General features: G+C 71.0%; 20 protein-coding genes and 1 pseudogene. 7 read left to right on the top strand and 14 right to left on the bottom strand.

Annotated elements, in window-relative coordinates; all coding sequences use genetic code 11:
- Positions 1 to 43 precede the first annotated feature (43 nt).
- A pseudogene (locus ACFY9I_RS10345) lies at positions 44 to 437 on the top strand (transposase); the annotation flags it as partial.
- Here ACFY9I_RS10345 and ACFY9I_RS10340 read toward each other — a convergent pair.
- From ACFY9I_RS10340 to ACFY9I_RS10325, 4 genes are all read right to left on the bottom strand, one after another.
- Positions 331 to 900: a DUF664 domain-containing protein gene (locus ACFY9I_RS10340; RefSeq protein ID WP_390999271.1), complete on the bottom strand. Its 570-nt coding sequence runs from the start codon at positions 898 to 900 to the stop codon at positions 331 to 333. The pseudogene ACFY9I_RS10345 and the gene ACFY9I_RS10340 overlap by 107 nt on opposite strands.
- Positions 901 to 1,130: 230 nt before the next feature.
- Positions 1,131 to 1,757, bottom strand: coding sequence for a GNAT family N-acetyltransferase (locus tag ACFY9I_RS10335; RefSeq protein ID WP_390999268.1), 627 nt, complete (start codon positions 1,755 to 1,757; stop codon positions 1,131 to 1,133).
- Between the two features lie 45 nt (positions 1,758 to 1,802).
- A complete protein-coding gene (locus ACFY9I_RS10330) occupies positions 1,803 to 2,216 on the bottom strand; it encodes an OB-fold domain-containing protein (protein WP_390999265.1) in 414 nt (137 codons plus the stop codon).
- A 52-nt stretch (positions 2,217 to 2,268) separates the two neighbouring features.
- Positions 2,269 to 2,721, bottom strand: coding sequence for a DoxX family membrane protein (locus ACFY9I_RS10325; protein ID WP_390999263.1), 453 nt, complete (start codon positions 2,719 to 2,721; stop codon positions 2,269 to 2,271).
- Between the two features lie 447 nt (positions 2,722 to 3,168).
- Between ACFY9I_RS10325 and ACFY9I_RS10320 the strand changes: the two genes are divergently transcribed.
- From ACFY9I_RS10320 to ACFY9I_RS10305, 4 genes are all read left to right on the top strand, one after another.
- Positions 3,169 to 4,380 carry an NAD(P)-binding domain-containing protein gene (locus ACFY9I_RS10320; RefSeq protein ID WP_390999260.1) on the top strand — a complete coding sequence of 404 codons (1,212 nt, stop codon included), beginning with the start codon at positions 3,169 to 3,171 and terminating at the stop codon, positions 4,378 to 4,380.
- Positions 4,381 to 4,755: 375 nt separating this feature from the next.
- Complete coding sequence (locus tag ACFY9I_RS10315; RefSeq protein ID WP_390999257.1) at positions 4,756 to 7,008, top strand: acetate--CoA ligase family protein; 2,253 nt, start codon at positions 4,756 to 4,758, stop codon at positions 7,006 to 7,008.
- Positions 7,009 to 7,063: 55 nt separating this feature from the next.
- Positions 7,064 to 7,906 (top strand): enoyl-CoA hydratase-related protein, encoded by an 843-nt coding sequence (locus tag ACFY9I_RS10310; protein WP_390999254.1) that lies wholly within the window; start codon positions 7,064 to 7,066, stop codon positions 7,904 to 7,906.
- A gap of 88 nt (positions 7,907 to 7,994) precedes the next feature.
- On the top strand, positions 7,995 to 8,675 hold the full coding sequence (locus ACFY9I_RS10305) for a flavin reductase (protein WP_390999251.1): 681 nt from the start codon (positions 7,995 to 7,997) through the stop codon (positions 8,673 to 8,675).
- A 44-nt stretch (positions 8,676 to 8,719) separates the two neighbouring features.
- On the opposite strand, the gene ACFY9I_RS10300 is transcribed toward ACFY9I_RS10305, so the two are convergent.
- From ACFY9I_RS10300 to ACFY9I_RS10285, 4 genes are all read right to left on the bottom strand, one after another.
- The gene (locus tag ACFY9I_RS10300) at positions 8,720 to 9,259 is read right to left on the bottom strand and encodes a hypothetical protein (RefSeq protein WP_390999248.1); all 540 of its coding nucleotides are present in this window, start codon (positions 9,257 to 9,259) and stop codon (positions 8,720 to 8,722) included.
- Positions 9,260 to 9,532: 273 nt separating this feature from the next.
- Complete coding sequence (locus tag ACFY9I_RS10295; protein ID WP_390999246.1) at positions 9,533 to 10,582, bottom strand: alcohol dehydrogenase catalytic domain-containing protein; 1,050 nt, start codon at positions 10,580 to 10,582, stop codon at positions 9,533 to 9,535.
- Positions 10,583 to 10,587: 5 nt separating this feature from the next.
- Positions 10,588 to 11,784: an acyl-CoA dehydrogenase family protein gene (locus ACFY9I_RS10290; RefSeq protein ID WP_390999244.1), complete on the bottom strand. Its 1,197-nt coding sequence runs from the start codon at positions 11,782 to 11,784 to the stop codon at positions 10,588 to 10,590.
- A gap of 114 nt (positions 11,785 to 11,898) precedes the next feature.
- On the bottom strand, positions 11,899 to 12,810 hold the full coding sequence (locus ACFY9I_RS10285; protein ID WP_390999241.1) for an SDR family NAD(P)-dependent oxidoreductase: 912 nt from the start codon (positions 12,808 to 12,810) through the stop codon (positions 11,899 to 11,901).
- A 105-nt stretch (positions 12,811 to 12,915) separates the two neighbouring features.
- On the opposite strand from ACFY9I_RS10285, the gene ACFY9I_RS10280 reads away from it, so the two are divergent.
- Entirely contained in the window at positions 12,916 to 13,857 is a 942-nt protein-coding gene (locus ACFY9I_RS10280; protein WP_390999238.1) for a cyclase family protein, read from the top strand.
- Between the two features lie 617 nt (positions 13,858 to 14,474).
- On the opposite strand, the gene ACFY9I_RS10275 is transcribed toward ACFY9I_RS10280, so the two are convergent.
- The 4 genes from ACFY9I_RS10275 to ACFY9I_RS10260 all read right to left on the bottom strand — a co-directional run bounded on the left by ACFY9I_RS10275 (position 14,475) and on the right by ACFY9I_RS10260 (position 18,992).
- Positions 14,475 to 15,050 carry an ATP-binding protein gene (locus ACFY9I_RS10275; protein WP_391000357.1) on the bottom strand — a complete coding sequence of 192 codons (576 nt, stop codon included), beginning with the start codon at positions 15,048 to 15,050 and terminating at the stop codon, positions 14,475 to 14,477.
- A 562-nt stretch (positions 15,051 to 15,612) separates the two neighbouring features.
- Positions 15,613 to 16,506 carry an acyl-CoA dehydrogenase family protein gene (locus ACFY9I_RS10270; RefSeq protein WP_390999235.1) on the bottom strand — a complete coding sequence of 298 codons (894 nt, stop codon included), beginning with the start codon at positions 16,504 to 16,506 and terminating at the stop codon, positions 15,613 to 15,615.
- Positions 16,507 to 16,649: 143 nt separating this feature from the next.
- Positions 16,650 to 17,780, bottom strand: a complete 1,131-nt coding sequence (locus ACFY9I_RS10265) for an acyl-CoA dehydrogenase family protein (protein ID WP_390999232.1) — start codon at positions 17,778 to 17,780, stop codon at positions 16,650 to 16,652.
- Positions 17,781 to 17,798: 18 nt separating this feature from the next.
- Entirely contained in the window at positions 17,799 to 18,992 is a 1,194-nt protein-coding gene (locus tag ACFY9I_RS10260) for an amidohydrolase family protein (protein WP_390999229.1), read from the bottom strand.
- A 149-nt stretch (positions 18,993 to 19,141) separates the two neighbouring features.
- Here ACFY9I_RS10260 and ACFY9I_RS10255 point away from each other — a divergent pair, with 149 nt between their 5' ends.
- Positions 19,142 to 20,641 (top strand): AMP-binding protein, encoded by a 1,500-nt coding sequence (locus ACFY9I_RS10255; protein ID WP_390999226.1) that lies wholly within the window; start codon positions 19,142 to 19,144, stop codon positions 20,639 to 20,641.
- A gap of 119 nt (positions 20,642 to 20,760) precedes the next feature.
- On the opposite strand, the gene ACFY9I_RS10250 is transcribed toward ACFY9I_RS10255, so the two are convergent.
- The gene (locus ACFY9I_RS10250; protein WP_390999223.1) at positions 20,761 to 21,273 is read right to left on the bottom strand and encodes an EF-hand domain-containing protein; all 513 of its coding nucleotides are present in this window, start codon (positions 21,271 to 21,273) and stop codon (positions 20,761 to 20,763) included.
- Between the two features lie 200 nt (positions 21,274 to 21,473).
- Entirely contained in the window at positions 21,474 to 21,881 is a 408-nt protein-coding gene (locus ACFY9I_RS10245) for an anti-sigma factor antagonist (protein ID WP_391000354.1), read from the bottom strand.
- Positions 21,882 to 22,264: the final 383 nt, after the last annotated feature.

Raw genomic sequence — 22,264 nt, 5'->3', positions numbered from 1 at the left:
TCGGATGCTGGTCCGGACGGCGCGGTGTCGCCAGGCTGTCCGGGTGGCAGAACGAGTACGTGTCCGCGAGATCGATGACGACGAGGGGCAGCGCCTGTTGCGGACCATCCGCAGAGGCACGGGGTCGGTGGTGACATGGCGGCGGGCCCGGATGGTGCTGCTGTCCGCGCAGGGTAGGCCCGTGGCGAAGATTGCCGAGGTGACGTTCACGAGCGCGAATCGGGTCCGGGACGTGATCCACAACTTCAAACACCGACGGCTTCGACTCGCTGTATCCGAAGTACAAGGGCGGCCGGCCCAGGACCTTCACCCTGCCCGAGCGGCGCGAGATCAAGAAGATCGCGAAGTCCAAGCCGGCCGAGCACGATCTGCCGTTTTCGACCTGGAGCCTGGCCAAGCTGGCGGACTTCCTGGTCGCCGAGGGGGTGGTCGACGACCGTTGTGGCGGGCGTACTCCTCGATCATGTGGACGTAGATCCAGCGGAGGTTGACGTCCTGCTCCATGAAGCGGCCCGTATCGGTCAGAGCACGGTCGGCGCAGTGCTCGCGGGCGCGGGCGATCTCCGCGTGCCAGGTGGCGAGGGCGTCACTCAGGGCGGCGCCCGCAGCAAGGTCGAAGCCGCCGTCGGGGCCGTCCGGGTCGGCCTGCGGGTCGTAGATGGGCGGGGCCTGTTCTCCGGCGAGCACGCGGCGGAACCAGTTCCGCTCCACCTCCGCCATGTGCTGGACCAGGCCGGTCAACGTGAAGCCGGACGGCGGCACGGACGCGACGGCGGCCTGCTCATCGTCCAGACCCTCGCACTTCATGGCCACTGTGGTGCGGTGAAAGTCGAGCCAGCTTTCAAGCGTCGTGCGCTCGTCGGCGTTCAGGGGCGGCATAGGGTGATCGATGGCGCTCATCGGTTGGTTATCGCCAGCGGCCGAAGCCATCGACATGCGGGCCTCACTACAGGGCGAACGTTGTCTGATGCGGCACTAGCGAGGAACCCCGGGCCTCCAGGACTCTGTTGGCGGATTCGGCAACCAAGTCCTGCAAGGCCGAGTCAAGTTGACGGCTCCTGTCGGCACACTCCCGGCCCGCACCGTTTTCAGCCACCCAGCCGCTCGGAGCACGTGGGCGGATACGCGCCCTACATCCCACCCGGCGCGGGATCGATGGCCAGCCGGGCGTGCAGATGTGCGTCCCGGAAGGCGTCATGGCGCCCTTCCGCGAACGACGCCCCTCGCAAGGTCCCCTCGTACGGGAAACCGCACAGCTCGGCGATGCGGCAGGACGCGGCATGCCCGACGACATGGTCGAGTTCGAGCCGGTGCATGCCGAGTTCGGTGAAGGCCCAGCGGGCCGCGAGGTCCAGTGCGCGGGTGGCGACGCGGCGGCCACGGGCCTCGGGCAACACCCAGTAGCCGACGACGGCCCTGCGCATGAACGTGTCGATCGTGTTCAGCCCGACGTGTCCGAGCGTCACGCCGCTCTCCGCGTCCGTGACCCGGAAGGCCGCGCTCACGCCCGCCGCGTCCGACTCGGCCCGCTGCCGCAGCGACTCCCGGGCGCCCTCGCGGCTCGCGTCCAGAGCCAGGGGGGTGTTCCACCGCCGGAAATCCGGATCACCGCGCCCCCGGAACCAGGCCTCGACATCCGCGTCGGACTCGGCGTCCCAGGCACACAGCCGCAGCCCGTATCCGTACGGCTCGGCACCAGAGACGGGATCAGGGGCAGGGGCAGGGGCAGGGGTAGGGGTAGGGGTAGGGGCAGGCAATCGTCCATCAGTACGACTCACCCAACCATTGAAACCCGCCCCGTCTCACTTCCGCGCCCGAAATACCGGCACAGCGAAGTCACCGACCTCGCGGAACACCACCTCCAACTCCATCCCCGCACACAACGTTCCACCCCCTCCCTCCCCCGCTCCCACGACCTCGGTCATCATCCGCGGCCCCTCGACGAGATCGACGACGGCGGCGACATACGGTGTCCGCTCCCCGAAGGGCGGCAGGTCGTTGCGGTGGACGACGGACCAGGTGTAGAGCGTGGCCCGCCCGGAGGCCTCCTCCCACCGCACGTCCTCGCTCCAGCAGTACGGGCAGGATTCGCGCGGATAGTGATGCGCGCGCCCGCACCCCTCCGCCCCACAACGCCGCAGGAGCAGCCGCCCGTCGGCCGCCGCCTCCCAGTACGTACGGCTGAACTCATCGACGTCCGGCAGATCGAACCGCACCGCACCGCCCCCTCAGCAGACAGCCCATCCAGCAGCCCTGGGGCCGCGTCCTTCAGAACAACCCGAGCGCGCTGTCGACCGACCACGTCTGCCAGGACATCCCGAACAGCCCCACCACCGAGATGAGCGCCATCATCGAGTTCTGCCCCTGCTCGGCCCAGTCGTGGATCATCAGCACGAGATAGAGGACGTTGAGCAGCAGCCCTCCGACCAGCGCGACCGGCGTGAGGAATCCGAGGATCAGCCCGACTCCGAGGGCGAGTTCGGCGTAGGCGACGACATACGCCATCGACTTGGGCCGAGGCTTGACGAGCACATCGAACCCACTCCGCACGGCCTCCCACCGATGCTTCTCCGCCACCCCCGCCGCCCACTCGATCCCGGCGCCCTGGAACCAGGTCTTCTTGTCCTTGTGCCGCCAGCTCTCCAGCCACCACAGCCCGAGCCCGATACGGAGGACGGCCAGCCATTCGGCACCGCTGAGCCAGATCGTGTCCGTGGACATCGACATCGCCGCCCTTCGCATCCGCGCGGGATTTCTGACGGTACGTCAGTTCAGCGGATGGGGGGGCCGATGCGCAAGAGACGGGGGCCGGCCGTCGCGCCCCACGGTACGAATCCCATCGGCATGGCCCGCCCGTAGAGCTCACCGAGACCGACCAACAGCACGCCGCCCCGCTCGGCAGCGGGCGCGCGGCAAGTCGCTGAATCCCGCGGCGCTGAAGAACGCCAGTCCGCAGTGGGCCAATCCCCGTCCCGCGAGCAGGCGCCCGCCGGCGGAGGGGGCCTGGGCCCGCGCCCACGCCGCCACCCCGTACGCAGCCGTAACGCCACGTCTCAGGAGACCTACGCCACACAACCCACCCACATCCCCTACAGCCGTGATCGATCCGCAACCAATTCCGGTCTTGACTGAGACCCATCAAGTGAGCGCGCGCATACGCTCTGGCACATGGCCGATTCCAGAGCTTCCGCGAACCCCACCTCGGACCGCCCCGTGTATGTGATCGGCGGCGGGCCCGGTGGGCTGGCCGTCGCGTACGCGTTGCGGGCGCGTGGGGTGCGGGCCGTCGTGCTGGAGAAGTCGGACCGCGTCGGGTCCTCCTGGCGGCGGCACTACGACCGGCTGCACCTGCACACCACCCGGCGGCTCTCGGCGCTGCCCGGCCTGCCGATGCCCCGGCGCTTCGGCCGGTGGGTGTCGCGGGACGACGTGGTGCGGTACCTGGAGAAGTACGCCGAGGTGCACCGGCTGGAGATCGTGACCGGCGTCGAGGTCTCCCGCGTCGAACGCGGCGCCGACGGCACCGGTTGGCTGCTGCACGCCACCGGCGGCCGCGAGCTGACCGGGAGCGCGGTCGTCGTCGCCACCGGCTACAACCACACGCCCCGCATACCCGACTGGCCGGGCCGGGAGTCCTACACCGGCGGCCTGGTGCACGCCTGCGAGTACCGCAACCCCAAGCCCTACGTCGGCCGTGACGTCCTCGTCGTCGGCATCGGCAACACCGGCGCCGAGATCGCCGTCGACCTCGTCGAGGGCGGGGCCCGGCGCGTACGACTCGCGGTGCGGACGGCCCCGCACATCGTGCGCCGCTCCACGGCCGGCTGGGCGGCCCAGTACACGGGCGTCCTCGTACGACGGCTGCCGGTCGCCCTCGTGGACCGGCTCGCCAGGCCGATGGCGAAGCTCAGCGTGCCGGACCTGTCGGCCCACGGTCTGCCCCGGCCCGACACCGGCCTCTACACCCGTGTGACCGAGGGCGCCGTCCCCGTGCAGGACGTCGGGCTCATCGACGCCGTACGGAAGGGGAAGGTGGAGGTCGTCGGCTCGGTCGAGGGGTTCGAGGACGGCAAGGTCCGCCTCGGCGACGGCAGCCTGATCGAGACCGACGCGGTGATCGCCGCCACCGGCTACCGGCGGGCCCTGGAGGGTCTCGTCGGCCACCTCGACGTCCTGGACGGGCGCGGCAAGCCGGTCGTGCACGGGGCGCACTCACCCAGGAACGCCCCCGGCCTCTACTTCACCGGCTTCACCAACCCCATCAGCGGCATGTTCCGCGAACTCGCCCTCGACGCCGAGAAAATCGCCAGGACGATCGCCAAGCGGGGCGGCGTCGCCACCCGCGACGCGGTCACCGTACAGATCCGCACCACTCGCTGAACGAACGCCCGCCGCCCGAACGGTCGAGGTCCGCCAGCGGCCAGGGCAGCACTCCGCCGGGCACGACACTGTCCCCCACCCACCACCCTCCACTCACCAGACCCACTCACCAACCCCCACTCCCCAGCCCCACTCACCGGCCCCGCCCTCCCGGCCGGTTCAGCGAGTCGCGAACGGTGCGGCCGTAGACGTCTGACCACCGCCCTGCGCGGGTACAACTCGCTTACTGCCGCGTAACTTTGCTCGCACACTTATTCCTGACGCAGCGTCAGTTCAGTAGTCTGAAATCTGACGTAGCGTCAGCTACGTGCATGCGCCACCTCACTGAATGCGTCACGTCACTGAATTGGCTGTCACACAGGAGCGGGCGGACCGATGCTTGGATCAACCCACGGCACCCTCACCACCGACTCCCGCCGGGCCCGGGCCATCGCCTGCGGCGAGTACCCCGCGCAGGTCGTGCACGGCAGACCCGCCGAGGCCGGCGAACTGGACGTCAGCGGGCGCCCACTGTATGCCGACGTCCCCGATCTGGACCGGTTCTTCCGCCCGGAGTCCGTGGCCGTCGTCGGCGCCTCCGACACGGAGGGCCGGCCGAACACCGGGATCACCCGGCAGTTGCTCGCCTGGTCCGAACGGGTCGGCGCCCGACTGCACCCCGTGCACCCCACACGTGCGACGGTCTTCGGCATCCCCTGCTCCCCTTCCGTCGCCGACCTGCCCGAACAGGTCGATCTCGCCGTACTCCTCCTGTCCGACCCCCTCCCGGTGATCGACGAACTGGCCGCCGCGAAGGTGAAGTTCGCGGTCGCCTTCGCCTCCGGCTTCGCCGAGACCGGCGCGGAGGGCGCCGCCGCGCAGGAGCGGCTGGCCGCCGCCGTGGCCCGCGCCGACGGCCTGCGGCTGCTCGGCCCCAACACCAACCTCAACGCCTTCGAGCGCTTCCGCGACGACCTCGACGGCCCGGCGATCGCTCTGATCACCCAGTCCGGCCACCAGGGCCGCCCCGTCTTCTCCCTCCAGGAACTGGGCATCCGCCTCTCCCACTGGGCCCCCACCGGCAACGAGGCCGACCTGGAGACCGCCGACTTCATCTCCTACTTCGCCGAACGCCCCGAGGTCGGCGCCATCGCCGCCTATGTCGAGGGCCTGAAGGACGGTCGCGCCTTCCTCCTCGCCGCCGACCGGGCCGCCCGGCGCGGTGTCCCCGTCGTCGCCGTCAAGGTCGGCCGCACCGAGACCGGCGCGCGCACCGCCGCCTCCCACACCGGCAAGCTGACCGGCGCGGACGCGGTGGTCGACGCGGCGATGCGGCAGTACGGGGTGATACGCGTCGACGGTCTCGACGAACTCCAGGACACGGCCACCCTGCTGGCCCGCGCCCGCCGGCCGCGCACCCCCGACTCCGCCCCGCCGAGGCCCGAAGGCGTCGTCGTCTATTCGATCTCGGGCGGCACGGGAGCGCACTTCGCCGACCTGGCCACCGAGGCCGGGCTGCCCCTGCCCGCCCTCTCGGAGGCCAAGCAGGCCGAGCTGCACCAGTGGATCCCCGACTATCTGAGCGTGGCCAACCCCGTCGACAACGGCGGCCACCCCGTGGGCGACTGGCGCGGTCCCCGCATCCTCGACGCGATCCTCGACGACCCGGCGGTGGGAGTGCTGATCTGCCCCATAACCGGCCCCTTCCCACCCATGAGCGACAAGCTCGCCGAGGACCTGGTGGCCGCGGCGGAGCGGACCGACAAGCTGGTGTGCGTGGTGTGGGGATCGCCGGTGGGCACCGAGGCCGCGTACCGCGAGACCCTGCTCGGGTCGTCGCGGGTAGCGACCTTCCGTACCTTCGCCAACTGCATCACGGCCGTCCGCGCCCATCTCGACCACACCCGCTTCACCGCCGCCTACCGCTCCCCCTTCGACGAGGCGCCTCGCTCCCCCTCGCCCTCCTTCCGCAAGGCCAAGGCGCTGATGCGGCCGGGGCAGCAGCTCAGCGAGCACGCGGCCAAGCAACTGCTGCGCGCGTACGGGATACGGGTGCCGCGTGAACAGCTGGTGACCAGCGCGGCGGCGGCCGTGCGCGCGGCGAGCCTCGTCGGCTACCCGGTGGTGATGAAGGCCTCCGGCGCGAGCATCGCCCACAAGACGGAGCTCGGTCTGGTGAAGATCGGCCTGACCTCCGCGAGCCAGATCCGCGACGCCTATCGCGAGCTGACCGACATCGCCCGCTACGAGGACATCTCCCTCGACGGGGTGCTGGTGTGCCAGATGGTCGAGCGGGGTGTGGAGATGGTCGTGGGCGTCACCCACGACGACCTCTTCGGGCCCACGGTCACGGTCGGCCTCGGAGGTGTCCTCGTGGAGGTCCTGCGTGACTCCGCCGTACGCGTGCCGCCCTTCGGCGAGGACCAGGCCCGCGCCATGCTCTGCGAACTGCGCGGGAGGGCCCTGTTGGACGGGGTGCGCGGGGCTCCCCCGGCCGACGTGGACGCTCTGGTGGAGGTCGTGCTCCGCGTCCAGCGCATGGCGCTCGAACTCGGGGACCAGATCGCCGAGTTGGACATCAACCCGCTGATGGTGCTGCCGAGGGGACAGGGGGCAGTGGCGCTGGACGCGCTGGCGGTGTGCCGCTGAGCGCCACCACACCCACAGGAACGCTGTCACTCCCCGTAGAACAAGGAGCACCCACATGTCCGCTTCCCCCCTTGAACATCCCGAAAAATCCCGTGACTCATTGATACTGCACGCCACTGACAACGCCGTCTCGTGGATCACCCTCAACCGCCCCGAGGCGATGAACGCCATCACCCCTGACCAGCGGGAACACCTCATTCACCGCCTCGCGGACGCCTCCGCCGACCCCACCGTGCGCGTGGTCGTCATCACCGCGACGGGACGTGGCTTCTGCGCGGGGGCGGATCTGCGGGGCGCGGCGGTCGGCGGCGCGGGCGCCCACACCGGGGAACGCGTGGCCGGCGACGTGGCCCGCACCATCCGGCTCGGCGCCCAGCGGCTCGTCGCGGCCGTGCTGGACTGCGAGAAACCGGTGATCGCGGCGGTCAACGGCACGGCGGCCGGCATCGGCGCGCACCTCGCCCTCGCCTGCGACCTCGTAGTGGCGGCCGAGGAGGCCCGTTTCATCGAGGTGTTCGTACGGCGCGGCCTCGTCCCCGACGGGGGCGGCGCGTATCTACTCACCCGCCTCATCGGCCCCCACCGGGCGAAGGAGCTGATGTTCTTCGGGGACGCCCTCTCCGCCGCCGACGCGGAGCGTCTCGGCCTGGTCAACCGTGTCGTTCCCGCGGAGGAGCTGGAGAAGACGGCCCGCGAGTGGGCGGAACGCCTCGCCGTCGGCCCGACCCGCGCCCTCGCCCTCACCAAACAGCTCGTGAACGCCTCCCTCGACACCGACCGCGCCACCGCCTTCACCGCCGAGGCGGCCGCGCAGGAGATCAACATGACCACGGCGGACGCCCAGGAGGGCGTGGCGAGCTTCGTCGAGCGACGGACACCGCGCTTCGAGGGCCGCTGACCGGCGTCTCGGCATCCTCCGGAAGAACCCGGGAGTACGGTTACGGCACTTCACTTCTGACGATCCGTCAGTTTCAATGAACGACGTGATGGAACACGCGGGAATGGCCGCCGCCGCCGTCCGGTACCTACGGTCGGACCGTACGCGCACCGGTACGAGTACGAGTACGGTCACAGGTGCGGCCGCGAGGATGACGACCGGGCCGGTCGAAGCGCTGCCCCGCCCCGAGCTGCGCTGCGTGGGCGACGACGAGCGGGTGCCCGTCGACCAGGCCGAGTTCCGCCGTGTGCTGGGCAACTTCGCGACCGGCGTCACGGTGATCACCGCACCGGCAGCCGAGGGCGAGCACACCCCCGCCGGCTTCGCCTGCCAGTCCTTCTCCGCGCTCTCCCTCGACCCACCCCTCGTCTCCTTCATGGTCGGCCGTACGTCGACGACGTGGCCCCGTATCGCCCGCGCGGGCGTCTTCTGTGTGAACGTGCTGGGCGCCGGCCAGGGCGAGTTGTGCCGGCGTTTCGCTGTGAGCGGCGCGGACAAGTTCGCGGGCGTCGCCCATGAGCCGGCCCCCGCCACCGGGTCACCCCGCCTCACCGGCGTCCCCGCCTGGGTCGACTGCGTGATCCACGCCGTACATCCCGGCGGCGACCACCTGATCGTGGTGGGCCGCGTGGAGGCGCTGGGTACGGGCGACGAACACGCGTCCGGCACCCTGGGGGGCGCACCGCTGCTGTTCCACCGGGGCCGGTTCGGCGGGTTCACGACCGACTGAACCGCTACGGGACCGCACCCTTTGCCCACCGCCCGCCCGATGGGCTAACCCGCGACCACGATCCCGCCCCCGACCAACACGCACAGCACGGCCAGCGTGCCCCACGTCAGGATCGCCGCGCAGGGCTGGACGGGCCGGCCCTCGTCGGCGCGTACGACCGTGTGGTGTACCGCCAGGGCCGGGGCCAGGACGGCCGCGTAGAGGCCGAGGGCGGCGAGGTGCCAGGACGGGACGGCCAGGCCCGGGAGCACCCACGGGCTGCAGGCGGGCGGGATCCACCACCAGGCGGTGCGGCCCGTGAGCTGGCGGGCGGTCCAGTGCGCGAGCGCCACGGCCGGGAGGACGTACGCCACGGTCAGCACGGTGGCCGCGAAGAGGAGGAGCAGGAAGAGCAACGGGGAGAACAGGAGCGCTCCGCCGGGCTCCCAGGGCTCGGCGTGCGGCCTTCTGCCCAGCGCGACCACGAAGAGCGCGGCGCACAGCATCGCCCCCTCCACACCCAGCACCGCCATGGACACCGCCGACGGCGCGGCCCCCTTCCCCACCGCACCCTCGCCCGTCACCCCGGACGTTGCCATGGACATCACAGCATCCCTCCCCGCCTAGAGGGAGTGTGCCCTGGCCGAAACGGTTGCTCCGCGCGCACCCGGCCGAATCAGCCACGCGCGGCTCAGGCCACCGCCGCGCCCACGCTCCGTACCGGCCGCCGGTGCCGGGTCACCAACACCATCAGGGTCACGCCTGACGGCCCGGGGCGGGAAGGGTCGCACGGCGCGCGGCACGCGGCACGCGGCACACGGACGCCTGACGGCCCGGGGCGTCGGTGGTCGCGACCGCCGTACGCGCGAGACCGGCGGCTAGAAGGTGAGCACCGCCCTCGCCACCCTCCCCTCCCCCGCGTCCTGCGCCGCCTTCGCGAAGTCCTCCACCGGATAGGTCGCCGTGACCAGCTCGTCCAGGAGGAGCCGGCCCTCCCGGTACAGGTCGGCGTAGACGGCGATGTCCCGTTGGGGGCGGGAGGAGCCGTACCTGCAGCCCAGGATCGACTTGTCCAGGTAGAGGGAGGAGACGAGGAAGGAGGCCTCGGCGGTCGCGGCCGGGACACCGAGCAGCACCGCCTGCCCCCGCCGGTCCAGGAGATCGACGGCCTGGCGGATGAGTTCGACGCGGCCGACGCACTCGAAGGCGTGGTCGGCGCCCGCGGGAAGGATGTCCCGTACCCCGTCCACGGAGGTGAGGAAATGCGTGGCCCCGAAGCGCCGGGCCACCGTCTCCTTCTCCGGGTTGGCGTCCACGGCGACGATGCGCGTGGCCCCCGCGATCCGCGCCCCCTGCACCACGTTGAGCCCGATCCCACCGGCCCCGATCACGACGACGCTGTCCCCTCGGTCGACGCGCGCCCGGTTGAGTACCGCTCCCACCCCGGTCAGCACCCCGCACCCGATGAGCGCGGCGGAGGTGAGCGGGATGTCCTTCGGTATGCGTACGGCCTGCACGGCCTTGACCACCGTCCGCTCGGCGAAGGCGGAGTTGGCGGCGAACTGGAACACCCCTCGCTCACCGCGCGTGAACGGCCGGGTGGGCCGCCCGATCGCGCGACGGCACATGGTCGGCCGGCCCCGGTCGCAGTCGGCGCAGGTCCCGCAGTTGGCGAGGGTGGACAGGGCCACGTGGTCGCCGGGCCGGACATGCCCGACCCCGGCGCCCACCGCCTCGACGACCCCGGCCCCCTCGTGCCCCAGCACCACGGGAACCGGGAAGGGGATGGTCCCGTCGACCACCGACAGGTCGCTGTGGCAGAGCCCGGCGGCGGCGACGGCCACCCGCACCTCGCCCGGGTCCGGTTCCCGTACGTCCAGATCGTCGACGACCTCGGCCCGCCGCCCGTCGAACACCACTCCGCGCATGGCTCCTACCTCTCGGCCTCTCGACCTCTCGGCTCCTTCGGCAGACCGAGCACCCGCTCGGCGATGATCGTGCGCTGCACCTCGTCCGAACCGCCGTAGACGGTGTCGGCCCGGCTGAACAGGAACAGGTGCTGGAACGGATCGAGTGCGTACGGCTCCCCCGCCGACCACTCTCTCGGCCCCACCGCCGCCCCTGCGCCCCGCACCTCCATCGCCAGCTCCCCGAGCCGCCGATGCCACCGCCCCCACAGCAACTTGGCGACACTCGGCGCGCCGGCGTCCCCGCCACCGCCTCCCGAACCGCCCTCTCGGCTCCCCTCCGAACCGCCCAGCGTCCGCAGGGCGTTCCACCGCATGACCCGCAACCGGGCCCACTGCCGTACGAGACGGTCGCGTACGACGGGGTCGTCCGCCGCGCCGCTCTCCACGGCCGCCCGGACGACGTCTGCCAACTCGTGTGCGAAGCCGATCTGTTGGGCGAGGGTCGACACTCCGCGCTCGAAGCCGAGGAGGCCCATGGCGACCCTCCAGCCGTTCCCCTCGCCGCCGACCACATGCTCCGCGCGGGCGTGCGCCCCGTCGAAGAACACCTCGTTGAACTCGCTGGTCCCGGTCATCTGCCTGATGGGCCGTACCTCGATCCGGCCCGGCTGGTGCATGGGCACGAGCAGCAGCGACAGCCCGTGGTGCCGCTCGGACCCCGCCTCGCTGCGGGCCAGCACAAAACACCAGTCGGCCTCATGGGCGAGCGAGGTCCAGATCTTCTGTCCGGTGACACGGTACGAGCCGTCGGCCGACCGCTCCGCCTTCGTCCGTACGCTCGCGAGGTCGGACCCCGCACCCGGTTCGCTGTAGCCCTGGCACCAGAGCTCGTCGCCGCGCGCCACGGCCGGCAGGAACCGCCGCTTCTGCTCCTCACTGCCGAACGCGATCAGCGTGGGCGCCAGCAACTTCTCCCCGATGTGCCCCGAACGCGCGGGTACGTCGGCCCGTGCGTACTCCTCGGCCCACACCACCTGTTGGACGAGCGTGGCTGTCCGGTTCCCGTACCCGCCCTCACTCCAGCCGAGCCCGATCCATCCGGCGGCGCCGAGCGTCCGCTCCCAGGCGCGCCGGTCTTCTCCCGCGCCGGCGTGCGCCCCCAACCAAGCCCGCGCGTCCGCCCGGAAGGCCTCGTCCTCATCACTGAACCCGAAGTCCATGCCGCCTCCAAAATGACCGCCGCGGTGATGGTGGTGATGGTGGTGATGATGATGAAGGTGGTGAAGGTGGTGGTGATGGTGATGCGTTGTCGGGTGCGGGTCCGGTGGGGCTTCTCACGCGTTCGGCCGCTCCCCAGCCGCCGCGGCCCGAGCCATCGCCTCCACCCGCTCCAGCATCGGCATCGGATCCACCCCCACCGCCCCCGGCAGAAACTCCGCGATCCTCTCCGGGGTCCAGCCCCCTTCGGAATACGCGGCACGCAACTCCCGCGGCTGCGCCCACACCGCGATCTTCTGCCCGGCGACCGTGTACACCTGCCCGGTGATCCGCTCCTCCCGAGCCCTGTCGGACAGCAGGTACACCACGAACGCGGCCACGTCCTCCGGCTCACCGATCTCGGTCAGCTCCATCGGTACACCGGCGGACATCCGCGTACGGGCGACCGGCGCCACCGCGTTGGCGGTCACGCCGTACCGGTGCAGGCCCAGCGCGGCGCTCCGGACCAACGAGATGATCCCGCCTTTGGCGGCGCTGTAGTTGGCCTGCGAGACCGAGCCCTGATGGTTCCCGCTGGTGAACCCGATCAGGGTCCCCGCCCGCTGCTTGCGCATGACGGCGGACGCGGCCCGGAACACGGTGAACGTGCCCTTGAGATGCGTGGCGACGACGGGGTCCCACTCCTCCTCGGCCATGTTGAACAGCATCCGCTCCCGCAGGATCCCGGCGACGCACACGACCCCGTCGATCCGCCCGTACGTCGCGACCGCCGTGTCCACGACCCGCTGTCCGCCCGCCATCGTGGAGATGTCGTCGGCGACGGCGACCGCCTCGCCCCCGGCCGCCTCGATCTCCTTGACGACGGTTTCGGCGACGGAACTGGTGGGCTCGGAGCCGTCGACGGACACGCCGTAGTCGTTGACGACGACCCGCGCGCCCTCGGCGGCGGCGCCGAGGGCGACCGCCCGGCCGATCCCCCGCCCCGCACCCGTGACGGCGACGACCTTGCCTGCCAAGAAGTTTCCCACCCCGGCCCCTTCCCCTCATCGCGGTTTCTGACGGACCGTTAGATCTGCTCGCACCGCGATTCTACGACCCGTCAGATATGCCCACACAAGCCCCCGGGAGGGCCGATGTCATCGCCCACGGAGTTCGCCGCGTTCACGGACATCGCCAAGCGCGTGAACAACTGGGGCCGTTGGGGGGCGGACGACGAGATCGGCACGCTCAACCTGATCAGCGACGAGGTCGTACGGGAGGCGGCCGCCACCGTCCGCTCCGGTCGCCGCGTCCCGCTCGCGCTGCCCCTTCAACAGGACGGCGTGCAGACGGGGATGATGCCGGGCCGGGTGAACCCCCTGCACGCCATGGTGCAGATCAACCAGGAGATCTTCGGTCCGGGCACCGTCGCGTGCAGCGACGACGCCGTGACCATGGGGCTCCAGGCGGCCACCCACTGGGACGCGCTCACCCATGTCTCGCACTCGGGCCGGATCTACAACGGCCGCCCGGCGGACACGATCACCTCTCACGGCGGCGCGGCCTTCGCCGGCATCGACAAGGCGCGGCACATCGTCTCGCGCGGCGTGCTCCTCGACATCCCCCGCGCCCTGGGCCGCGACGACGGCCGGCTACCGGGCAACCACGCGGTCGTCCCCGAAGACCTGGACGCTGCCGAGGAGTTGGCGGGCACCCGGGTACGCGCCGGCGACATCGTCCTCGTCCGCACGGGGCAGATCCAGACCTACCTCGCCGGTGACAAGCACGCCTACGCCTTCCCGTCGCCGGGGCTCTCCCTGCGCACCCCGCAGTGGTTCCACGCGCGTGATGTCGCCGCCGTCGCCAATGACACGCTGACGTTCGAGATCTTCCCGCCGGAGGTCGAGGATCTGTGGCTGCCGGTGCACGCGCTCGACCTGGTCGAGATGGGGATGCCGCAGGGGCAGAACTGGAATCTCGAAGAGTTGTCCACAGCCTGTGGAGAACTCGGGCGGTACGACTTCCTGCTCTCGGCGATGCCCGAGCCGTTCGTCGGCGCGACGGGCACGCCGGTGGCGCCGATCGCCATTCTGTAGGTTCACGGGGCCTGCGGGCGTCCGAGCGGTCCGGGCCGGCCGGCGGCGCGCCGCTGCCCGCCCCGAGCACGGCACCGCGCGCCGCCATCCGCTTTCGGCGTACCGCCCTGCTTCCCGGGCCCTGTCGGGAGCGGACGCCGAAACGCGACCCGCACTCGTCGAGGGCCTCCGTCACCGAGCCCCTCGTCGTCCCCTCACAGCGAATCGCTGAGCACAAGCGTGATCAAACGAACACGACACGTCAACACCCGTTCGGGGAGCAGCCGCCACAGAGCCGCGTTGCGACGGTGCGTACGGAAGCACGTCCCGGCGCACGGTGCGGCCACCACCGCCGGGCCCTCCACGCCGTGCGCCCAGGCGCAGGCCCGTGCGGCGCGAACGGTGTGCCCGCTGGGCGACCTCGGGCGCCCAGGTGCTCGGGGGCTTCTGCCATTTCGCGACTGCGGGTGCGGTGTGGCTGGTCGCGCAGTTCCCCGCACCCTTGGAAGGGCTACGCCCCGAGCCGCGGACAGTCGTGCCGCTGGGGCGGCACGGGTGGGCGCGGCAGCACCCCGCACCGCCGAGCAGCACAACCGCCCCCCGGCCCACTGCACCGACGGGCCACCTGAAACCCCCGCCTATACCGCCTCGTACGCCAACCCCTCGCGCGCCAGGTCCTCCTGGGCCACCGCGGCGACCCCCGTCACCGCGCCGCACGCCGGATAGACGACCGGGGCGACCACGCCACCCGCACCCGCACCCGACACGGCCCCCGGCGAACCCACAACCCCAGCCGCGCCCGAGGCACCCGACGCACCCGACGCACCGGAGACCCCAGTCACCCCCGCCGCCCCGGGCACCACCCGATCCAGCTCGCACCAGATGCGCTTGCCGGGGCCCTCGTATGACCAGCCCCACCGGTCGGCGAGGCCCTCGACGAGGGCGAGACCGCGCCCACCCGTCTCGTCCCCGTCGGCGCACCGTGGCGCCGGCGGACACGCACTCGTGTCGGCGACCTCCAGACGCACCTTGCCGACGGCACCGTCACGCAGCCCGGACAGCAGCAGTCGCAGGACCGCGGGCCGACCCGTGTGCACCACCGCGTTGGTGGCCAGCTCGGAGACGAGGAGGATCAGCGTCTCGGCCAGTGGCTCGTCCATCCCTATCCCGGACCCGGTGAGCCGTGAACGGGCCCATCTCCGTGCCCGACCCACCTCTGTCGGGTCGGGCCGGATCTCCAGCTGCACTTGAAGCACCTGCACCGCTCACACCATCCGAACCGGCGGACACATCGCCGCACGCCCCTCAGGGGCCACGATCGTGGTCATCTGCTGCCTGGCCGACGCCACCGCCGTCGACACCATCGGCACGGGGGTCACGGAACGTGATCCCCTTACAGGACAGCATGGTTGACGTACAGTCACCCCAACAAGCGCTTCGGGCATATTCCAGCGCGAAGGAGTACGCATACGGCATACTGTGCGACGCTCATGGCGGGGAGTCGAACAGACCGGAGCGACGAGACTCCGGCCCACTTCACGAGCGGCGGGCACCGCCGGTTCCGATGCCGCCACAGGGGCAACACCGGCTCGGCTCAACCTCGGAACCACTCGCATCCCCCAGAAGGTACCGGAGTACGACACCGACTCCAGGCCGTGACAAGTCACACCTAGGACACAACCCGGTATCAACGCTCGGTAATTCCGGTATGCCACGTTCCGCGACATTCGGCCGCGTCCCTGCCACACACTTCCGCAGCCGCCCTGGTCAGGACGCTCACGCCGTCTCGACCAGCAGTTCACCCGCCAACAATTCCTCACTCTCCGTAATCGATCCGCCACGTTCTGCCCGTACCCACGCCCGCTTCAGACACAGGTGTACGTCTGCCTCCCAGGTGAACCCCATACCGCCGTGCACCTGGAGACAGTCGCGCGCGCCGCGCACCGCCGCCTCGTCGGCCAGCAGCCGAGCCGCCGCGATGTCCACCGGATCCAGGGTCACGGCCGCCGCGTAGACCGCCACTCGGGCGACCTCGACGCGGACCAGCAGTTCGGCGCAGAGGTGCTTGACCGCCTGGAACGCGCCGACCGCTCGCCCGAACTGCTCCCGGGTCCGGGCGTGTTGCACGGCAGCCTCACAGGCCCGGACCGCCGTACCCACCTGCTCGGCGGCGGTGAGCAGTACGAACAGATCATCAGGACGGGCGGCGGAACCACCCCCCGGCACTCGATGCAACGGCGTCAACGGATCCACCGATCGCAGCGGTACGGCCCCGCCCGCGTCCCCGGTCACCACGTCGGCCTCGTCCAGCCACTCCACCAGACCGCCACCCCCGACAGCGGTCACCACGGTCTCCCCGGTCGCCGCCCCCGGCACCATCCCCGCCGCGAGATGCGTGGCCACGAGCGGTCCGGGCAGTAGTGCGCGCCCCGCCTCCTCGAACACCAACACGGCCTCCGGCACCCCGAGTCCGACCCCGCCCTCGCCCTCGTTCTCGGCCAGCCGCAGGGAGAAGAACCCCACCGCCCCCCACTCCCGCCACAGCCTCCGGTCCAGCCCGCCACCCCCGTCGACGGCGGCCCGCAACTCCTCCGCCCCGAAGCGCCGCGCCAGCACCTCCCGGAAGCCGTACTTCAACGCCGTTTGCTCCTTGGTCAGTTGAAACCGCATAAGCCAACAGCCCTTCTTCACCGCCGAGCAGTGCGACACGCCCCGCTTTTGCGGGGCGCGGGGAACTGCGCGAGAAGCCCCACCGGACCGGCACCCGCCAACCCACCCCAGCACCCCGGGCTACGAGGCGCCCTCACCCCGGTTCACCCCTTCGGCAGCCCCAATATCCGCTCCCCCACGATGTTCCGCTGAATCTCGGACGTCCCCGCGGCGATCGTGTACGACAACGAACTCAGCCGATCAAGAACCCACCCACGCCCCAGATCCAGCGCATCCGGCCCCAAGACCTCCGCCGCCACGTCGAACAGCCCCTGCCGCGCCCGCGAATACCTCAGCTTGAACACCGAGCCCCCCACCCCCGGCACCCCGCCGGAAGCCTCCCCCTCGCTCACGTTCCACTGCGTGAGCCGCCACAACGCCCGGAACTCCGCGTTCAACCGCCCGAGCCGCCGCCGCACATCGGAGTCGTCCCAGACCCCGTTCGCCCGCGCCTCCCGCGCCAGCTCGCCCAACACCCGGCGACAGGCGACCACTTCACCAACGAACGCGGTCCCCCGCTCGAACGACAGCGTCACCATGGTCACCCGCCACCCGTCGTTCTCCGCGCCCACGCGGTTGGCGACCGGCACGCGCACCTCGTCCAGGAACACCTCGGCGAATTCCGTGGAACCGGCGAGCGTGCGCAGCGGACGCACGGTCACGCCGGGCGCGTCCATCGGCATCGCCAGCCAGGAGATGCCCCGGTGCTTCGGCGCCTCCCCGTCCGTCCGCACCAGCAGCTCGCACCAGTCGGCGACTTCGGCGTGCGAGGTCCAGATCTTGGACCCGCTGACCACATAGGCGTCGCCGTCCCGTCGCGCCCGCGTCCGCAGTGCCGCGAGGTCCGACCCGGCGTCCGGTTCGCTGAACCCCTGGCACCACACCTCCTCGCCCCGCAGGATCGGCGGCAGCCAGCGCTCCCGCTGTTCCGTGGTGCCCTCGGCGGCGATCGTGGGCCCCGCGTGCAGCAGGCCCACGAAGTTGGCGCCCACATAAGGGGCACCCGCCCTCTCGGTCTCCTCCAGGAAGATCAACCGGGTGGTCGGCGAGGCGTCCCAGTGGACGTCGGCGTACCCGGCGTCGTACAGCGTCCGCTGCCAGCCGAGGTCGTACGCGCGCCGCCCCGTCCAGTCGTCGGGCGACGGCTTCGGCGGCAGTGTGGGGAGCACCTTCGCGAGCCACTCCCGCAGCCGCGCCCGGAACGCCTCCTCCTCGGCCGTGTACGCGAGATCCATGACAGCCGCCGTCCCGCGCTACTTGTCGAAGCCCAGGCCGAGCATGCGGATCGCGTTGCCGCGCATGAGCTTGTAGACCGTCTCGTCGTCGAGACCCTTCACATGGTCGAGGGCGACCTCTTTGGTGTGCGGGAAGGTCGAGTCGACGTGCGGGTAGTCGGTCTCGAAGGTCGCGTTGTCCCGCCCGACGACGTCCAGCGAGGCGACCCCGTGCTTGTCGCGGAAGAAGCAGCAGAACATCTGCCGGTAGTAGTACGTCGACGGAGGCTCGGGGATCAGGTCGCGCACGCCGCCCCAGGCGCGGTGTTCCTCCCAGACGTCGTCGGCGCGCTCCAGGGCGTACGGGATCCAGCCCATCTGCCCCTCGCTGTAGGCGAGTTTGAGGCGGGGGTACTTCACGAGGACCCCGCTGAAGAGGAAGTCCATCATCGAGGCCATCGCATTGTTGAAGGAGAGCGAGGCCTGGACGGCGGGCGGGGCGTCCGGAGAGGCGGCCGGCATCTGGGAGCTGGAGCCGATGTGCATGTTGACGACCGTGCCGGTCTCCTGGCAGGCCGCGAAGAAGGGGTCCCAGTGGCCGGAGTGGATGGAGGGCAGGCCGAGGTAGGTGGGGATCTCGGAGAACGTGACCGCCCGGACGCCCCGGGCGGCGTTCCGCTGGATCTCCGCGACGGCCAGGTCGATGTCCCACAGCGGGATCAGGCACAGGGGGATCAGCCGGCCGCCGCTGTCGCCGCACCACTCCTCGACCATCCAGTCGTTGTAGGCGCGGACGCAGGCCAGGGCGACCTCCTTGTCGTGCGCCTCGGCGAAGGTCTGCCCGCAGAAGCGCGGGAAGGTCGGGAAGCAGAGCGAGGCTTCGACGTGGTTGAGGTCCATGTCCGCCAGCCGGGCCTTCGGGTCCCAGCAGCCGCGCCTCATCTCCTCGCGGGTGATCCCCTCCAGCGTCATCTCGTCCCGGTCGAACCCGACGGCCGCGATGTTCCGCTTGTACGGGAACCTGAGGTCCTCGTAGATCCACCAGTCGGTCGGCGGCCCCTCCGGGTCCATCGTGATCTGGTACTTGCCCCCGACGTACGCGAGCTCGCCGATCCCGGCGGTGAGGGGCTTCGGACCCCGGTCGCGGTACTTCTCCGGCAGCCAGGTCTCGAAGAGGTGCGCGGGCTCGATCACATGGTCGTCGACGCTGATGATGCGGGGCAGTTCGGTCATGGGTCCCCTCCAGCGGGCCATTTCTGACGGACCGTCAGTTAGGTCCTCCTCAGCAGGCTAGTGGCGCACCCCTGGACCGACAAGGCGCCCGGCCCTACGCTCTGCCCACAATCTGACACCTCGTCAGCTTGATTCGGCAGGGGGCCTCCGTGACCGACACCGCCCACGCGCTCAGCGAGTCCCGCACCCTCTGGGAGCTCCTCGCCCGCCGCGCCGACCTCACCCCCGACCGGCCTGTCCTCCTCCAGGACGACCGCACGCTCAGCTTCGGCGAGCTGCGCGCCCGCGCCGAGCGGGTGGCCGCCGGCCTGTACGACAAGGGCGTACGCCCCGGCGCGGTCGTCGCCTGGCAGTTGCCCACCCGGATCGAGACGGTCGTGCTCTCCTTCGCCCTGGCCCGCCTCGGCGCCGTCCAGTCTCCGGTCATCCCCTTCTACCGTGACCGCGAGGTCGGCTTCGCGCTGCGGGAGTCCCGGGCGGAGTTCTTCGCGGTGCCGGGCGAGTGGCGGGGCTTCGACCACACGGACATGGCCCGGCGGCTGGAGGCGCGAGGGATCTTCGAGGCGTACGACCGCCTCCCGGACGGCGACCCGTCGGCGCTCCCCGCCCCGCCCACCGACGGCACCTCCGTCCGCTGGATCTACTGGACCTCGGGCACCACCTCCGACCCCAAGGGCGTCCTGCACACGGACCGTTCGCTGATCGCGGGCGGCTCCTGCCTCGCCCACGCCCTACGGCTCACCCAGGACGACGTCGGCTCGATCGCCTTCCCGTACGCGCACATAGGCGGCCCCGACTACATGGTGATGCTCCTGCTGTACGGCTTGCCGGCGGTGATGTTCGAGCACTTCGCTCTGCCGGCCGCGCTGGAGGCGTACCGCAAGCACGGGGTGACGGTGGCGGGCGGGTCGACGGCGTTCTATTCGATGTTCCTGGCCGAGCAGCGCAAGCAGCCGGGCGAACCGGTCGTCCCGTCGCTACGGCTGCTCGCGGGCGGCGGGGCGCCGAAGCCGCCCGAGCTCTACCACGCGGTCGTACGGGAGATGGGGGTGCGGCTCACCCACGGGTACGGCATGACGGAGGTCCCGATGATCACGATGGGGGCGCCGGACGACACGGCGGAGAACCTGGCGACGACGGAGGGGCGGCCGCCGGAGGGGATGGAGATCCGGATCGCGGAGAACGGGGAGGTGCGGTTGCGCGGGGAGGCCGTCTGCCAGGGGTATCTGGACCCGGCGCAGTCGGCTGCGGCCTTCGACGCGGACGGCTTCTTCGTCACGGGCGATCTCGGGCATCTCACCGACAGCGGACATCTGGTGCTGACCGGGCGGCTGAAGGACGTCATCATCCGCAAGGGCGAGAACATCTCGGCGAAGGAGATCGAGGATCTGCTGCACCGGCATCCGGCCGTCCAGGACGTGGCGGTGATCGGCCTTCCGGACGCGGAGCGGGGGGAACGGGTCTGCGCGGTCGTCGAACAACCGCCCGGAGCGCCCCCCTTGACCCTGCGCGACGTCACCGGCCATCTGCGCGCGGAAGGGCTGTCCGTCCACAAGCTGCCGGAGCAGGTGGAGGTGGTGGACGCCCTCCCGCGCAACGAGACCCTGCGGAAGGTGCTGAAGTACAAGCTGAGGGAACGCTTTTCCTGAGCGGTTCGGCGGCGGGTCGCCCGCTCGGTCACATGCGACCGATCACGAGCGGCCGAGCACATGTGCTCGGCCGCTCGTGCTCGGCCCGTCGTTCGTACGCTGCCGCTCGTCGATCGTGACTACTCGGGCACGGTGAAGTAGCGCGCGAACGCCGTCACGATCTCCGACTCACTGACCTTGCCGTCGGCGTCCGTGTCGAGGGCGGTGGCGGTCGCGGTGGCGGTCTCCGCGGGGACACCGAGGGCCTTGAGAACCCGGGCGGTCTCCTCGACCGTGGCCGTGCCGTCCCCGTCGGCGTCCGCGACGGCGAGCGCCGCGTGCAGGAAAGGGCGGGCGATCTCGGCGAACCGGTCGGGGTTGTCCCGCAACCGCTTGACCGCGCCGTTCACGAACTCGTCCCGGGTGATGCGCTGGTCGCCGTCCCGGTCCGCTATTCCGGCCATGCCCTGCCAGAAGGCCTCGGCGCCGCCGTACAGGGCCTGGCCCTTGTCCGACCGGGCGGTGGTGGCGAACTCGCCGAGAACCGCCTTGGTCGCCGCGTTGAAGTCCTCGCGGTCGATCCAGCCGTTGCCGTCCTGGTCGAAGGTGGCGAACCGGGCGGCGATTTTGCGCTCGTACTCGCTGCTGACCATGTCTCTTCGGGCCCGCCTAACGTCAAGTGGGGTGCTTCTCGCAGGGAGCGTACGACGCCGGGGGCCGAAGGCGGAGCGGAAAGCGGCGCTTGTACCAAGACTGCGGGAATTCTGGGACAACAGTATGGCCCCCGAGGCGCCTACGGGTGGGGGGGCGCACACATGTGTGCTGCTCACCGGGGACCGGGTGGGGGCGGCCTTCAGGCCGAGAGGGGATCGGCCTCGCCGTCGGACTCCGGTGCGACCGCCGAGGGGACGTCCGGGTGCACGTCGAAGAGGCGGCGGACGCCGAGGGCGGCGAGGACGCGGTTGACGTGCGCGCCCTGCGCCGGGCCACCGCCCGCGGCGCCGTCGGCGGGGAGGATCAGCTTCAGGCGGCCCCGGCAGGAACGCATCAGCCGCCGGGTGGCGATGAGCACCCCCACACCGCTGGAGTCGCAGAAGACGACTCCGGAGAGGTCGAGGACGATATTTCGACGACCGTCGGCCACCGCCTCGTGCACCCGCTGGCGGAGCACGGGCGACGTGACCAGATCCATCTCTCCCGACACACGCAGCACGGCCCACTCACCGTGCCCGCTGTCGGTCACTTCGAACGCCACCGCGATGCCTCTCAGTCGCCGAACCGGAAGCCACTGCACCGCTTCCTGCTGCGCGGCTGCCCCGCCGTCGTTCCATGAAACACCCGTGGCCCGCCGAAAGCGCGTGGTATGCGAGCCATTTCAGGGGCCTTTTCGGTGCGATTTCCATCGAGTACGGTCACAGATGATCGAATATTGATCAAAAATGGATCAGAGACGGGCTAGTAGTGATCGTGATGCAGCTCCAATGTGGCCCCGAGCGGTCGGGTTCGTGCAGCGCAGGGGCTGTACCACGTCGCACAGGGACGCGAAAGGCGGGCAGACGCCCACGTGGGCGGGGAGAAAGCGGTTAACGGAGGAGGTCAATACCACCTCCGGCAGCGTGAGGGGCGCACATTGCCATAAAGGGG

Source organism: Streptomyces sp. NPDC012510, from assembly GCF_042955065.1.
Classification (GTDB): Bacteria; Actinomycetota; Actinomycetes; order Streptomycetales; family Streptomycetaceae; genus Streptomyces.
Note: the sequence above shows the minus strand (reverse complement) of the source record. Positions and strands in the feature narration are given on the sequence as shown.

What these genes read in the sequence shown, in the direction of transcription:
- ACFY9I_RS10340 (WP_390999271.1), bottom strand. Translation starts at nt 900, where the DNA reads ATGAGCGCCATCGATCACCCTATGCCGCCCCTGAACGCCGACGAGCGC.
- ACFY9I_RS10300 (WP_390999248.1), bottom strand. Translation starts at nt 9,259, where the DNA reads ATGTCCATGGCAACGTCCGGGGTGACGGGCGAGGGTGCGGTGGGGAAG.
- ACFY9I_RS10310 (WP_390999254.1), top strand. Translation starts at nt 7,064, where the DNA reads ATGTCCGCTTCCCCCCTTGAACATCCCGAAAAATCCCGTGACTCATTG.
- ACFY9I_RS10270 (WP_390999235.1), bottom strand. Translation starts at nt 16,506, where the DNA reads ATGCGGTTTCAACTGACCAAGGAGCAAACGGCGTTGAAGTACGGCTTC.
- ACFY9I_RS10250 (WP_390999223.1), bottom strand. Translation starts at nt 21,273, where the DNA reads ATGGTCAGCAGCGAGTACGAGCGCAAAATCGCCGCCCGGTTCGCCACC.
- ACFY9I_RS10265 (WP_390999232.1), bottom strand. Translation starts at nt 17,780, where the DNA reads ATGGATCTCGCGTACACGGCCGAGGAGGAGGCGTTCCGGGCGCGGCTG.
- ACFY9I_RS10295 (WP_390999246.1), bottom strand. Translation starts at nt 10,582, where the DNA reads ATGCGCGGAGTGGTGTTCGACGGGCGGCGGGCCGAGGTCGTCGACGAT.
- ACFY9I_RS10320 (WP_390999260.1), top strand. Translation starts at nt 3,169, where the DNA reads ATGGCCGATTCCAGAGCTTCCGCGAACCCCACCTCGGACCGCCCCGTG.
- ACFY9I_RS10260 (WP_390999229.1), bottom strand. Translation starts at nt 18,992, where the DNA reads ATGACCGAACTGCCCCGCATCATCAGCGTCGACGACCATGTGATCGAG.
- ACFY9I_RS10325 (WP_390999263.1), bottom strand. Translation starts at nt 2,721, where the DNA reads ATGTCCACGGACACGATCTGGCTCAGCGGTGCCGAATGGCTGGCCGTC.
- ACFY9I_RS10305 (WP_390999251.1), top strand. Translation starts at nt 7,995, where the DNA reads ATGGAACACGCGGGAATGGCCGCCGCCGCCGTCCGGTACCTACGGTCG.
- ACFY9I_RS10290 (WP_390999244.1), bottom strand. Translation starts at nt 11,784, where the DNA reads ATGGACTTCGGGTTCAGTGATGAGGACGAGGCCTTCCGGGCGGACGCG.
- ACFY9I_RS10280 (WP_390999238.1), top strand. Translation starts at nt 12,916, where the DNA reads ATGTCATCGCCCACGGAGTTCGCCGCGTTCACGGACATCGCCAAGCGC.
- ACFY9I_RS10315 (WP_390999257.1), top strand. Translation starts at nt 4,756, where the DNA reads ATGCTTGGATCAACCCACGGCACCCTCACCACCGACTCCCGCCGGGCC.